This is a genomic window from Actinomadura decatromicini (assembly GCF_008121305.1).
Classification (GTDB): Bacteria; Actinomycetota; Actinomycetes; order Streptosporangiales; family Streptosporangiaceae; genus Spirillospora; species Spirillospora syzygii.
In genome coordinates, this window is record NZ_VSRQ01000004.1 from 591,997 (window position 1) to 605,258 (window position 13,262).

General features: G+C 71.7%; 12 protein-coding genes. 7 read left to right on the forward strand and 5 right to left on the reverse strand.

Features of this window, described 5'->3' with window-relative positions:
- Positions 1-61: 61 nt before the first annotated feature.
- Positions 62-1,048, reverse strand: coding sequence for a hypothetical protein (locus tag FXF68_RS21215; protein WP_148761831.1), 987 nt, complete (start codon positions 1,046-1,048; stop codon positions 62-64).
- A 103-nt stretch (positions 1,049-1,151) separates the two neighbouring features.
- On the opposite strand from FXF68_RS21215, the gene FXF68_RS21220 reads away from it, so the two are divergent.
- Positions 1,152-1,763: a TetR/AcrR family transcriptional regulator gene (locus tag FXF68_RS21220; RefSeq protein WP_148761833.1), complete on the forward strand. Its 612-nt coding sequence runs from the start codon at positions 1,152-1,154 to the stop codon at positions 1,761-1,763.
- Between the two features lie 568 nt (positions 1,764-2,331).
- Positions 2,332-4,293 carry a sensor histidine kinase gene (locus FXF68_RS21225; RefSeq protein ID WP_246178839.1) on the forward strand — a complete coding sequence of 654 codons (1,962 nt, stop codon included), beginning with the start codon at positions 2,332-2,334 and terminating at the stop codon, positions 4,291-4,293.
- Between the two features lie 293 nt (positions 4,294-4,586).
- On the opposite strand, the gene dapF is transcribed toward FXF68_RS21225, so the two are convergent.
- Both dapF and miaA read right to left on the reverse strand, forming a co-directional pair.
- Complete coding sequence (dapF, locus tag FXF68_RS21230; RefSeq protein ID WP_148761835.1) at positions 4,587-5,405, reverse strand: diaminopimelate epimerase; 819 nt, start codon at positions 5,403-5,405, stop codon at positions 4,587-4,589.
- Between the two features lie 10 nt (positions 5,406-5,415).
- Positions 5,416-6,339: a tRNA (adenosine(37)-N6)-dimethylallyltransferase MiaA gene (gene miaA, locus FXF68_RS21235; protein WP_148762392.1), complete on the reverse strand. Its 924-nt coding sequence runs from the start codon at positions 6,337-6,339 to the stop codon at positions 5,416-5,418.
- Positions 6,340-6,464: 125 nt separating this feature from the next.
- Between miaA and FXF68_RS21240 the strand changes: the two genes are divergently transcribed.
- Entirely contained in the window at positions 6,465-6,698 is a 234-nt protein-coding gene (locus FXF68_RS21240) for an antitoxin (protein WP_148761837.1), read from the forward strand.
- Here the strand turns inward: FXF68_RS21240 and FXF68_RS21245 are convergent.
- Together FXF68_RS21245 and miaB are read right to left on the reverse strand one after the other, a co-directional pair.
- Complete coding sequence (locus FXF68_RS21245) at positions 6,689-7,486, reverse strand: class III extradiol ring-cleavage dioxygenase family protein (protein WP_246178840.1); 798 nt, start codon at positions 7,484-7,486, stop codon at positions 6,689-6,691. The genes FXF68_RS21240 and FXF68_RS21245 overlap by 10 nt on opposite strands.
- A gap of 51 nt (positions 7,487-7,537) precedes the next feature.
- Complete coding sequence (miaB, locus tag FXF68_RS21250; protein ID WP_148761839.1) at positions 7,538-9,079, reverse strand: tRNA (N6-isopentenyl adenosine(37)-C2)-methylthiotransferase MiaB; 1,542 nt, start codon at positions 9,077-9,079, stop codon at positions 7,538-7,540.
- Between the two features lie 304 nt (positions 9,080-9,383).
- Between miaB and FXF68_RS21255 the strand changes: the two genes are divergently transcribed.
- From FXF68_RS21255 to FXF68_RS21270, 4 genes are all read left to right on the forward strand, one after another.
- On the forward strand, positions 9,384-10,106 hold the full coding sequence (locus tag FXF68_RS21255; RefSeq protein ID WP_246178883.1) for an amino acid ABC transporter ATP-binding protein: 723 nt from the start codon (positions 9,384-9,386) through the stop codon (positions 10,104-10,106).
- A 106-nt stretch (positions 10,107-10,212) separates the two neighbouring features.
- Complete coding sequence (locus tag FXF68_RS21260; RefSeq protein WP_148761843.1) at positions 10,213-11,082, forward strand: glutamate ABC transporter substrate-binding protein; 870 nt, start codon at positions 10,213-10,215, stop codon at positions 11,080-11,082.
- Positions 11,083-11,225: 143 nt separating this feature from the next.
- Positions 11,226-11,909, forward strand: a complete 684-nt coding sequence (locus tag FXF68_RS21265) for an amino acid ABC transporter permease (protein WP_148761845.1) — start codon at positions 11,226-11,228, stop codon at positions 11,907-11,909.
- A gap of 73 nt (positions 11,910-11,982) precedes the next feature.
- Entirely contained in the window at positions 11,983-13,011 is a 1,029-nt protein-coding gene (locus FXF68_RS21270; protein WP_148761847.1) for an amino acid ABC transporter permease, read from the forward strand.
- Positions 13,012-13,262 lie beyond the last annotated feature (251 nt).

The window sequence follows — 13,262 nt, forward strand, 5'->3', positions numbered from 1 at the left end:
GAATGCTACTGATTGATCACATTCCGCGCTGGAGAAACGTCCGGAGTAGCGGGAGAAAGCGTCAGATGAGGGCGGGCTCCCGGTCGCGCGCGGTCTCGTCCCGGGCGCGCCCGCGCAGCCCGCCGACGGTCAGCAGCACGAGCCCCGCGACCGCCCACGTGGCCAGGACGGCGAGCGGCCGCCACGCGCCCGCGCCGTCGAAGAACGCCGCCGACCGCAGCAGCGTCACCGCCGCCCCGGGCGGCAGGAACTGGCCGATCTCGCCCCATGGCCGCGGCAGCAGCTCGGGCGCCGACGTGGCGCCGGACAGCGGGTTGCCGAGCAGCAGGAACATCAGCCCGCCGAGGCCGATCCCGGCGCGCCCGACGACGGCGGCGAGACCGGCCACCGTGCCCGTCACGGCCAGGATCGCCAGCGACATCACCCCGGCCAGCTCGACGTACGGGCCGGGCAGGAGCGACAGCCAGCCCTGCGCGATGCCCGCCGCGCCGAATCCGCCGAGCAGGGCGAACAGCACCGCGCCCGGCGCGCGCCACCCCGCCGCCGGGACCGCGAAGGTGAGCAGGACCGCGGCGGCGAGCCCGGACATGATCAGCGGCAGCGCGAGCGCGCCGAGCCCGGCCCCGCGCGGGTCGTCCGGGTCGGCGGCGACCACGTCCTGGACGGCCGGCGCCGCCGCGTCCGCCGCCCCGCCGCCGAGCCCCCGCGCCAGCGCGTCGAGCTGCTGCGCGACGAGCGGCGAGGCGGCCGACGCGGTGAGCACCTTCGGGCCGGACGGCGTCGTGACGATCGCGCCGTAGGCGTCGCGGCCGGTGAGCGCGGCGCGGGCGGCGGCCTCGTCCCGGACGGCGGCGACGTCGAACGCGCCGGGACGTTCCCGCTCCAGCCGCTGCGCGACGGCGGCGGACCCGGGCCCGGTCACGACGATCGGCACGTCGCGGGGCGCCGTCCGCGCCGCGGGCCAGCAGAAGGCGGTGATCATGAGGAGTTGCAGCAGCGCGGCGCCGACGGCCACGCCGAGGGTGCGCCGGGCGAGGGAGGACCGCATCACGGCTCCTAATAAATCGGATGTCCGTTCTCTTTAACGCCGTCAGCGTGGCACCGGCGCTTCCGGCTTGTCAAGAAACGAACGTTCGTTTTATATTGTCCGCATGCCGCGAGTCAGCGAGGAGCACCTCGAACGCCGCCGCCGCCAGATCCTCGACGCGGCGCGCGCCTGCTTCGTCCGCAAGGGCATCCACGACACGTCCATGCAGGACATCTTCGCCGAGGCCGGGCTCTCCGCGGGCGCCGTCTACCGGTATTTCAAGAGCAAGAACGAGATCATCGAGGCCAACATCGCGTCGGTCGTCGGCGAGCTGCAGGCGTTCTTCCACGAGCTGGTGCACACCGACCCGCCGCTGCCGATCGACGAGCTGGTCGAGCGGCTCGCGGTCAGGCTCACCGAGCTGTCCGACGAGGGCGGCCCGCTCCGGCTGGCCCCCGAGGCATGGGCGCTCGCCGTGCACGAGCCGGAGATCGCCCGGTACGTCGCCGAGAACCTCACCCGCATCCGCGACACGTGGACGCACTACCTCGGCCGCCTGGTCGACGCCGGGCTGCTCCCCCCGGGCACCGACGTCGCGGCCGCCGGGAAGGCGCTGTTCGCGATCATGCCCGGGTTCCTGCTGCAGCGGCTCATCGTCAAGGACATCTCGCCGGAGGAACTCCGGCGCGGCATCGCGGCCCTCACCCGCGACAGCATGCTGGCCCCGCTCACCTGAGGCTCGCCTGAGGCCCGTCCGAGGCCCGTCTGAAAGCCCACCCGGACTCCGGCCGCGCCGCGGAATCCGGTCGCGGACGCCTCGGATGGCATGAACCCGCCCTTTTGATCGGCGCATGGCGCAGACACGCCTCCCGCCCCGCGGAGTCCGGCGACCTGACTCAACTGGCCTGACCCGGACGTCCTGACAACCGACCGGCCCGCTCCCGCGTCCGAAAAGTGCCGGTCGCGACGTCCGGATTCGTTCCGCGCCGTCCTCCGGGCCGGCGCCGGCGACGATCCGAACCCGCCCCTGTGAGGTTCAGCGGCGCCGCCCGCGCCGCGCTGCCCCGCCCGGCGGCGACGCGGGAGGGACATGTCCAGAACGTCCGATCGGACGAGCTTGACCTGCGCCTTCCGTTCTCACCGCCGGAATCCGCGGTTACCATCACGGCACGCACCGATGTGCCGTGACGGGCCCAGTCTCGGCCGCACCCCATCCCGGTGTCCTGAGGCGGACGCCCTTAGGGCTGCAGGACAAGGAGCCAGACGCTTTAACATTCCATTACTTTCGGTCCAGGGGAGTGCATGTGGAGACGGCAGAACGCGGTCGCGGCGCGGGCCGCGTCGGGTTCCTGCTCGCGCTGGGCGCCGTGCTGCTCGTCGCGACGTCCCTCGCCATCGGCACGGAACTGCCCGCCGACCTGCGGATGGTCTGGTGGCACCCGGAGATCCTCGTGGCCCTCGCCTGGACCCCGGCGGCCGCCGTCCTGCTCCGGCACCGGCCCCGGCTCTCGGTCGGCTGGCTCATGCTCGGGGCCGGTTTCAGCGCCTCGGTCTACATCCTCTCGCTCAACCTCGGCCCCTGGTTCGAGCTGCACGACAAGCCCGCCGCCGGGTTCGTGAAATGGCTCGCGACCTGGCTCTGGGCCATTGACACCTACGCCCTGACCCTCGTCCTGCCGCTGATCTTCCCGGACGGACGGCTGGTGTCGCGCTGGTTCCGGCCGGTGCTCGTGCTCGCCTGCCTCGTCCCGGTGATCGTCTGCGTGCACGTGACGCTCGACCCCGGTGTGCGGCGCTGGCACAACGGCGTCTCGGTGTATCCGTTCGGTGAGATCCCCGTGGCCATCAGCGCGATCATCATCGGCACGCTCGCGGCGGGCCTGCTGTCGATGCTGATCCGGTTCGTCGTGGCGCCGCCGGACGTCCGGCGGCAGATCGGCTGGGTGGTCTATCCCGGCCTGCTCGCCGAGGGCATCATCTACGTGGGCGAGAACGGCCCGATCGGCGACCCGGTCCGCAACATCACGATCGTCGCCGTGCCGATCTGCATCGCCATCGCCATCACCCGGTACCGGCTCTACGATATCGATCTCGTGGTCAGCCGGACGCTGGTGTACGCGGGCCTCGTCGTCGTGATCACAGGGGTGTACTTCGCGCTGGTCGGCGCCGCCGGACTGATGGCGCACGGCCGGGGCACCCTCGCCGGGCTCGCCGGGGCGATCGTCGCGGGCGCGGTGTTCGAGCCCGTCCGGCGCCGCCTCCAGCGCACCGTGGACGGCTTCATCCACGGCGAGCGCGACCCGTACCGGATCGCCGACCGGCTGAACCGGCGGCTGCAGACCGCCGCCGACCCGGGCGCGGCGCTCGCCGTCGCCGCCGAGGTCGCCCGCTCCGCGCTGCACGCCACCGGCGTCCTGATCGAGGTGCTCGACCGCGACGGCCGGACGATCTCCGCCGAGGACGGCATGCTCGGCGACCGTCCGCAGCTCATCCCGCTGGTGTGGCACGGCGAGCCGGTCGGGCGGCTGCTGTTCGGCGTCACCCGCACCCCGGACGCGCGGCTGTCCGGCATCCTCGCCCGCAACCTCGCCGAGCTGGCGAACGCGGCGCGGCTCGCCGCCGACGTCCAGCGGTCCCGCGAGCACATCCTGCGCACCCGCGAGGAGGAGCGCCGCCGGCTCCGCCGCGACCTGCACGACGGGCTCGGCCCGACGCTCGCCAGCCTCGCGATGACCGTCGACGCCGCCCGCATCACGCTGAAGACCGACCCCGAGGCCGTCGACGCGCTGCTGGAGAGCCTGCGCGCCACCATGGGACGCACCATCGGCGACATCCGCGAACTGGTGTACGGGCTCCGTCCGCCCGCGCTGGACGACCTCGGCCTAGAGGGAGCCATCCAGGCCCTCGGCGGTGTGGTCGCCACCGGGGACGGTCCCAAGGTCGACGTCCATGTGGACGGCGATCTGAAGGGCCTGCCCGCCGCCGCCGAGGTCGCCGCCTACCGGATCGTCCAGGAGGCGCTGACCAACGTGCACCGGCACGCCAGGGCGGGATGCGCGGTGGTGCGGCTCCATCTGAACGGCGACCTCGACGTCACGGTCGGGGACGACGGAGTCGGGTTGCCGTCGCACGTGCGTTCCGGGATCGGCATGTCGTCCATGCGAGAACGCGCGGCCGAACTGGGCGGAACCTGCACCGTGGGGCCCGGACCCGAGGGCGGGACGCTGGTGCGCGCCCGGCTCCCGGTCAACGGGGTCCATCCGTAGCGGCTCGGCAGAGCGCGCCGGCACCTGAGCGGTGGCGTCATCTTGGCGGTTCGCCGGGTCTCGTCCCGGCCCACCCGGTGGGAGGGCCGGTGACCGCCCCCCGCCAAGAAGGTCGCCACCGGCCCTCAGGCTCCGTACGGCACCGAGGCTCCCATCCCGGTCCATACGGGCCATTCACCAGAGGGTGTGCAAGAAAGAAGTTATGCGGCGGAAGGTCCCGTTGGTGAGGGACAATTGTCCCGTTCGAGCCGGGACCTCGTTGGACGGCCCCGATTCCCGCCGCGGAACCGCGCCTAGAGCCATCCCGGCCACGTCTCCCCCTCGGCCACCAGAACCGCCGGGCCTGTCAGGCGGGCCGTCGCCTCGCCGAGCGCGACCGTGACCCGCCCGCCGAGGACGTCCACCGTCCATTCCGAGGGGCCGTCCCCGGCCTGCGCGGCGGCGGTGGCGGCGACCGCGACGGTGCCCGTCCCGCACGAGCGGGTCTCGCCGGAGCCGCGCTCGTAGACGCGCATCTCCAGGTGCCGGTCCCCGACCGTGCGGAAGAACTCGACGTTCACCCCGTCCGGGAACACGGCGGGGTCGAAGCCCGGGGCGCGCGACAGGTCGAGCGCGGCGACCGGGCCGTCCACGCGGCACGCCAGGTGCGGGTTGCCCACGGACACGCGCTCGCCCTGGAACACCGTCCCCGCGAGGGACGCCTCCCCGGCGCCGAGGATCGACGCCGGGCCCATGTCGACGCACACGTCCCCCGACGGCCCGAGCGTGACGCGGCGGAGCCCGGCGCGGGTCGCGACGTCCCACTCGCCGGGCGCGGCGAGGCCCGTCTCGACCAGGTAGCGGGCGAAGACGCGCAGCCCGTTGCCGCACATCTCGGCGATGCCGCCGTCGGCGTTGCGGTAGTCCATGAACCACTCGGCGTCGCCCGCGTCCAGGCCGGCCTCCAGGCCCGCCGCCTTCGACCGGACGACCCGCAGGACGCCGTCCGCGCCGATCCCCGCCCGCCGGTCGCACAGCCGCGCCACGGCGTCCGCCGTGAGGTCGAGCGCGCCGTCCGGATCGGGCAGGATCACGAAGTCGTTCTCGGTGCCATGCCCCTTGACGAACCGCATGCCTTCGATACTAGGGCCTCGTCCGGGAGCCTCGACTGGACGCCTCGACGACCAGGGCGAGCGCGCGTTCGACCAGGTCAGAGGCGTCGTAGGGGAGCCACTGGACGCGCGGGTCGCGGCGGAACCAGGACTCCTGGCGGCGGGCGAAGCGCCGGGTCGCTCGGATGGTCTCGTCCTTGGCCCGGTCCTCGGTCCACTCCCCCGCGAGGAAGCGGAGCACCTGCGCGTAGCCGAGGGCGCGCCCGGCGGTCAGGCCGTCCCGGAGGCCGCGCTTCTCCAGCTCGCGGACCTCGTCGACGAGGCCCGCGTCCCACATCCGCTCCACCCGCAGGGCGATGCGCTCGTCCAGCACGTCCCGGGGGACGCTCAGCCCGACCTGCGCCACCGAGCCGTGCCGGTACACGTGCTCGGGCAGGGTCGCGGTGAACGGGCGTCCGGTGATCTCCATGACCTCCAGGGCCCGGACGATCCGCCGCCCGTTGCTCGGCAGGATCGCGTCCGCCGCCGCCGGGTCGAGCCCGCGCAGCCGCTCGTGCAGCTCACCGGAACCGACCCGGGCGAGTTCGTCCTCCAAGCGCGCGCGGACGGACGGGTCCGTCCCGGGGAACTCCATCCGGTCGAGCGCGGCCCGCACGTACAGGCCGGAGCCGCCGACGAGGATCGGGACCCGTCCCCGCGACTGGATGTCCGCGATCGTGTCGGCGCTGAGCCGCTGGTATTCGGCGACGCTGGCCGTCCGCGTCACGTCCCAGATGTCGAGCAGATGGTGCGGGACGCCGCGCATCTCGGCACGGGTGAGTTTGGCGGTGCCGATGTCCATGCCGCGGTAGAGCTGCATCGAGTCGGCGTTGACGGCCTCCCCGTCCAGCCGCAGCGCCAGCTCCACGGCGAGGTCGGACTTGCCCGCGGCGGTCGCGCCGACCACCGCCGCCACCGGGGACGCGTTCAGTGAGGTCACGGGATTGATTGTGGCAACAGAACGGGTATAGCCGGGTTGTACGGGTGTCGCGCGGTTTCGCGCGCCGCCGCCGACGACGAGGGATCCGGGGGGATTTGGGAATGTCCATCGTCGACAAGGTCAAGCAGATGCTCGGGCAGCACTCCGACAAGGCCAAGCACGGCGTTGACAAGGCCGGAGACAAGATCGACGAGCACACCGGCGGCAAGTACGCCGACAAGATCGACAAGGCCCAGGACAAGGCCGGCGACTACATCGACCGCGGCTCCGAGGGCGGCCACGGCGGACCCGGGGGCGGCGACCAGCCCGGCCCGGGGCGGCCCGGTCAGCCCTGACCCCGTAGCGACCCGGCCTCGGCCGGCCCGGCCGTAGCCGACTCGGCCGTCGCCGACTCGGCCGTCGCCGACCAGGACGCCACGAGGTAGCCGACGCCGTACGGCGCCTCCTCGGCGAGCACGGCGCCCCTGAAGGCCCCCTCGCCGGCCGCGCCCGCGAGCACCTGCCACGCCGCGCGCCCGGCCGCCCGCACCTCCCGGGAAAGCCCCGGGTCGAGGGCGGCCAGGGCGGCGGCGTCGGCCTCTTCCAGGGCACGCGCCACCGCCGCGTCGTAGGGGGCGGCGCGCTGGTCCAGATATCCCGGCGCCTTCTCCGAGCGGCACGCCGAGCCGTCGCCCATGACCAGGAGCGAGACGCGGTCGGACGAGGCGGCCAGATCGCGTCCTAGCGGCAGGCAGTCCGCGGTGGGCGCGTCGGACGCGACCGCCTGGTATCGGGCCTCCGTCGCCGCGTCGCGGCCTTCCAGGAGCCGGCCCTCCAGGAGCCAGCGGCCGATCGTGAGGGACAGCGGCAGCGGCTCGCCCGGCGGCGCGCCGCGCGGATGCTCCGGGCTCGTCCAGTCGAGGCCGTACGGGCGGAGCGTCGCGTAGGCGCCGGGCCCGTAGCGGCGCGTGTCCGGGCCCCCGCCCACCACGATCAGCGTCCCGCCCGCGGCGAGACCGCCCAGGACGGCCCGGACGGCCTCCGCGCAGGCGGCGCGCACCGCGTCGAGCTCCCCCGCCGCCTCCCCCGCCATCGCGGGGACGAGCAGGGGCGGATGCGGGCACACCGCCGCAGAAACGAGCACACTGCCTCCCAGCCGGGCCGTCCATCTGGACCACCTCGATCATGCCGGAGGTCACGGCGGGGTGGCGCACCCCGCGGCGGGCGCGTCGGACACGGCCGGGCGTCCGATCGACGGCATTCCGAGCGAAACCCCCCGCGGACGGCCACCGCCGCCCTGGCGCGCCTCCCAGGCGTCGCTGGCGCGCGTCCGGCGCACGGCGAGCACCGGCTTGTCGGCGACGAGGTGGTGCGGCGCGGCGTAGGTGACCTCGACGGTCGCCATGTCGCCCGGCCGGACGGGCTCGTCCGGCACCACGAAGTGCACGAGCCGGTTGTCGCGCGCGCGGCCCGACAGGCGGCGCGTCGCCTCGTCCTTGCGGCCCTCGCCCTCGGCGACCAGGACCTCCAGCGTGCGGCCGAGCTGCTTCTTGTTCTCCTCCCAGGAGACCTCCTCCTGGAGGGCGACGAGCCGCTCGTACCGCTCCTGGACGACCTCCTTCGGCAGTTGCCCGTCCATGGTCGCGGCCGGGGTGCCGGGACGCTTGGAGTACTGGAACGTGAACGCCGACGAGAACCGCGCCTCCCGCACCACGTGCAGCGTCTGCTCGAAGTCGGCCTCGGTCTCGCCGGGGAAGCCCACGATGATGTCGGTGGTGATCGCCGCGTCCGGGATCGCGTCCCGGACCTTCTCGATGATCCCGAGGTAGCGCTCCTGCCGGTACGACCGGCGCATCGCGCGCAGCACCGCGTCCGACCCGGACTGGAGCGGCATGTGCAGCGACGGCATCACGTTCGGGGTCTCGGCCATGGCGGCGATGACGTCGTCGGTGAAGTCCTTCGGGTGCGGGGACGTGAACCGCACCCGCTCCAGACCCTCGACCCCGCCGCACGCCCGCAGCAGCCCCGCGAACGCCGACTGCCCGCCGGACGTCATCGACCGGACCTCGTCGGGCGCGTCCGACAGGGCGCCGAACCCCGAGCCGTAGGCGTTGACGTTCTGGCCCAGCAGCGTGACCTCAAGGACGCCTTCGGCGACGAGCGCCTCGACCTCCGCGAGGACCTCGCCAGGACGGCGGTCGCGTTCCTTCCCGCGCAGCGACGGGACGATGCAGAACGTGCACGTGTTGTTGCACCCGACGGAGATCGACACCCACGCCGCGTAAGGGGACTCCCGGCGCGTGGGCAGCGTCGACGGGAAGGTCACCAGCGACTCTTCTATCTCGACCTGCGCCTCGTCCTGGACGCGGGCGCGCTCCAGCAGCGCTGGCAGCGACCCGATGTTGTGGGTGCCGAACACCACGTCCACCCAGGGGGCGCGCTTGACGATGGTGTCGCGGTCCTTCTGCGCGAGGCAGCCGCCCACGGCGATCTGCATGCCGGGATGGGAGTCCTTGACGGGACGGAGATGCCCCAGGTTCCCGTACAGCCGGTTGTCGGCGTTCTCCCGCACCGCGCAGGTGTTGAACACCACCACGTCGGGTTCGGCCTCCCCGGCGCGCACATACCCTGCCGACTCCAGCAGACCGGACAGCCGCTCGGAATCGTGGACGTTCATCTGGCACCCGTAGGTACGAATCTCGTACGTGCGCGGGGCCGTCTCCATTGGCGCATTCATGACGGTTACCAAGGGTACGGGCCCGGCGCGATATCGCCGAATGGGTCGACCCGCGTCACCTGGGCCGTCACAGCGCCGCTCGCCCTTCCGGCGGCGGCCCTGATGATCACTCTCCGCCACGGCGGAACCCCGTCCGACATGGGTATTCGTGATCGTATCGGTACCGCGCGGCGACTTTCCCGGCCGCGCCGATGACGTAAAGTCCGAGCGCATGACGGACAGCGAAGGCGGGCCCGACCTGACCAAGGACGGGCCGGAGGACACCGTGCCTGCGCCGGCCTCGGACGCCGGACGGCCCCTCGTCGTGGTCGAGCACGTCGACAAGCACTTCGGCGAGCTGCACGTCCTCAAGGACATCAACCTCACTGTCAACTCGGGCGAGGTCGTCGTCGTCATCGGCCCGTCCGGAGGCGGGAAGTCGACCCTGTGCAGGTCGATCAACAGGCTGGAGCCCATCGACGGGGGGAAGATCCTCGTCGACGGCAGGGAGCTGCCGCAGGAGGGCAAGGAACTGGCGAAGCTCCGCGCCGACGTGGGCATGGTGTTCCAGTCGTTCAACCTGTTCGCCCACAAGACGATCCTGGAGAACGTCACGCTCGGGCCGATCAAGGTCCGCAAGCAGGGCAGGCAGGAGTCCGAGAAGCACGCGATGGAGCTGCTCGACCGGGTCGGGATCGCCAACCAGGCCCACAAGTACCCCGCCCAGCTGTCGGGCGGGCAGCAGCAGCGGGCCGCGATCGCGCGGTCCCTCGCGATGCGGCCGAAGGTGATGCTCTTCGACGAGCCGACCTCCGCGCTCGACCCGGAGATGGTCAACGAGGTGCTCGACGTCATGACGGGCCTCGCCCGCGAGGGCATGACGATGATCGTCGTCACGCACGAGATGGGCTTCGCGCGCAGGGCGGCGCAGAAGGTCGTCTTCATGGCGGACGGCCAGATCGTGGAGGAGAACACTCCCGACGAGTTCTTCACCAACGCGCGCACCGATCGCGCCAAGGACTTCCTTTCGAAGATCCTCACGCACTGAACCAGTTTCGCCCGACGTCTCCGCGGCGACCTGGACCATTCAGCCGGCAGCGGACGAAATGGTTCGCGCAGCGGGGGCCCCGGCAGAGAGCAGAGGTAGAGGAGAAATGCGAGTACGTCGTTTCGGCGCCCTCATCGGGGCGGGGATGGCGCTGTCACTGGCGCTCAGTGCGTGTGGCAGCGACACGGAGAAGACCGAGGCAAAGACGGTCGTCCAGAAGGCCAAGGACAACAAGAAGCTGACGATCGGCATCAAGTTCGACCAGCCCGCGCTCGGGCTGAAGAAGCCCGACGGCTCCTACGACGGCTTCGACGTCGACGTCGCCAAGTACGTCGCGAAGGAGCTCGGCGTCCCGGAGAGCGGCATCACGTTCAAGGAGACCACCTCCGCGAACCGCGAGTCGTTCCTCGGCGGCGGCCAAGTCGACCTCGTGTTCGCCACCTACTCGATCACCGAGGCGCGCAAGGCGCAGGTGACCTTCGGCGGCCCCTACTACGTCGCCCACCAGGACACGATGGTCCAGGCCGGCAATACCGACATCAAGAAGGCCGCCGACCTCAAGGGCAAGAAGCTCTGCAAGGCGGCCGGGTCCAACTCGTTCCGCCGCGTCACCGAGGGCCCGCCGGACGGCAAGCTCAACATCAAGGGCGTCACGCTCGTCGACGCGAGCAGCTACTCCGACTGCGCGGCGAAGCTCCAGTCGGGCGCGCTGGACGCGGTCAGCACCGACGACCTGATCCTGGCCGGCTTCGCCGCCCAGCAGAAGGGCAAGTTCAAGGTCATCAACGACCCCTTCACCGACGAGAAGTACGGCGTCGGCATCAAGAAGGGCGACAAGGAGACCTGCGAGGCCGTCAACCAGGCCGTCACCAAGATGTACTCGGACGGCACCGCGAAGACCCTGCTGGAGAAGCACTTCTCGGGCACCGGGCTGAAGCTCGTCACGACCGTCCCGCAGATGGAAGGCTGCAGCTGATCCGAGACGCCCCGGCCGGGCGTCCGATCGCGGCGCCCGCCCCGAGGACGAGACGTCACGCGGCGCACTCGCCGGGACCGCGCGGTCCCCGGCGGGGCGCCCGCGTGGCCCGACCCGCTGGAACGCCATGGAACTGCTGAGCAATGTTTGACTTCGGCCCGTTCTTCGACAACATCGACGAGATCCTCAACGGGTTCTGGGGCACCGTGAAGCTGGCCGCCGTCTCGGCGGTGCTCTCCCTCCTGATCGGCACGGTCCTCGCGAGCTTCCGGGTCGCCCCGGTCCCGCTGCTGCGCGTGCTCGGCACCGCGTACGTCAACGTCGTCCGCAACACTCCGCTCACGCTCGTGCTGCTGATGTGCAGCCTCGGGCTCAACGACGTCCTGGCGCTGACCTTCTCCGACAACCCCGGCACCACCTACTACTGGTGGGCGGTGCTCGGCCTGTCCGGGTACACCGGGGCGTTCGTCTGCGAGTCGCTGCGGGCGGGCATCAACACGGTGCCGCTAGGCCAGGCGGAGGCGGCCCGCTCGATCGGGCTGACCTTCACCCAGTCGCTGCGGATCATCATCCTCCCGCAGGCGTTCCGCGCCGTCATCGCGCCGCTCGGCAGCGTCTTCATCGCGATGATCAAGAACACGACGGTGGCGTCCGCGGCGAGCTACGCCGAGGCCGCGGCGGCCATGAAGAGTCTGCTCGACCTGCCGTCCTTCACCAGCGGGGCGCTCCCGCTGTTCATCGGCGTCGCCATCGGCTTCATGATCCTCACACTGCCGACCGGCTTCTTCTTCGGCTGGCTCCACAAGCGGATGGCGGTGGCCCGATGACCGGAGCGGAGCGAGGATCATCGAGCCACCGGCTCGGGGGTCTGGGGGACGCCCCCCAGAAAGGCAGGGCTCGGTGAGCAAAGAAGCGACCGTCCTGTTTGACGTTCCGGGGCCGCGTGCGCGGGTGCGGAACAGGATCGTGGCCGTCGTCACGACGGCGGTGCTGCTGGCGCTGTTCGCCGCGCTCGTCTGGCGCTTCAACGAGAAGGGCCAGTTCGCGGGCGAGCTGTGGAGCCCGTTCACCAAGTGGACGGTCTGGGACAAGCTGATCCTGCCCGGCCTGTGGAACACGCTGAAGGCCGCGGCCGTGGCCGCCGTGCTGGCGCTGGTGTTCGGCGTGGTCTTCGGCCTGGCCCGGCTCTCCGACCACTGGTGGATCCGGGTCCCGGCCGGGGTCGTCGTGGAGTTCTTCCGCGCGATCCCGCTGCTGATCCTGATCTTCCTGGCCTTCTTCATCCCGAACAAGATCAGCCCGACGATCGCCGAGTCGTCGTTCGGAACGCTGCAGCGCGTCCTGGTCGACAACTTCTTCTCGCTCTTCGGCGTGCAGATCAACGCCGGGACGATCACCGTGCCGGCGTTCGCCGCGGTCGTGTTCGGCCTGGTGATGTACAACGGCTCGGTGCTCGCCGAGGTGGTCCGCGCGGGCGTGCAGTCGATCCCGAAGGGGCAGTCGGAGGCCGCCTACTCCATCGGCCTGCGCAAGAACGGCGTGCTGCGGCTGGTGCTGCTGCCCCAGGCCGTGACGGTGATGATGCCGGCGATCGTGAGCCAGCTCGTCGTCCTGCTGAAGGACACCGCGCTCGGGTTCATCATCGCCTACTCCGAACTGCTGTCCGCCGGGTTCCGGGAGGTGCCCGCCAACTTCCACAACAACAAGATCCAGGCGGGCATCGTCGTCGCCGTGATCTACATCGCGCTGAACATGTCGGTGAGCAGGCTCGCCACCTGGCTGGAGGCGCGCAGCCGCCGCAGCCGCAAGACGGAGGCGAAGACCATGGGCGGCGACGTGGGCGCGCCGCCCGCCCCTGGCATGTCGGCGGGCGGGGGCGCCCCGATCGTGCCCGGCGCCGGCTACTCGGGCGCCCAGGGCGCCATCTGAGCCCTTCGCGCCGCACCGGACGGCGCCGACCGGTCTCCACCGGTCGGCGCCGTCTTCGCGTCACGCCGTCTTCGCGTCCGCGCCGTCTTCGCGTCACCGCCCTCTTAACGTCCGCGCCGTCTTCGCCACAGTGCCGCTTCGCGGAGGGCAGGCGGTGGACGGAAGGGCCGCCGCGTGCCGGGATTGCGGCTCAGCGTGAGAGTTCCCAAGTCGTCGGCGTGTATCTTTCCGAGTTCAAACCGCCCGTCATG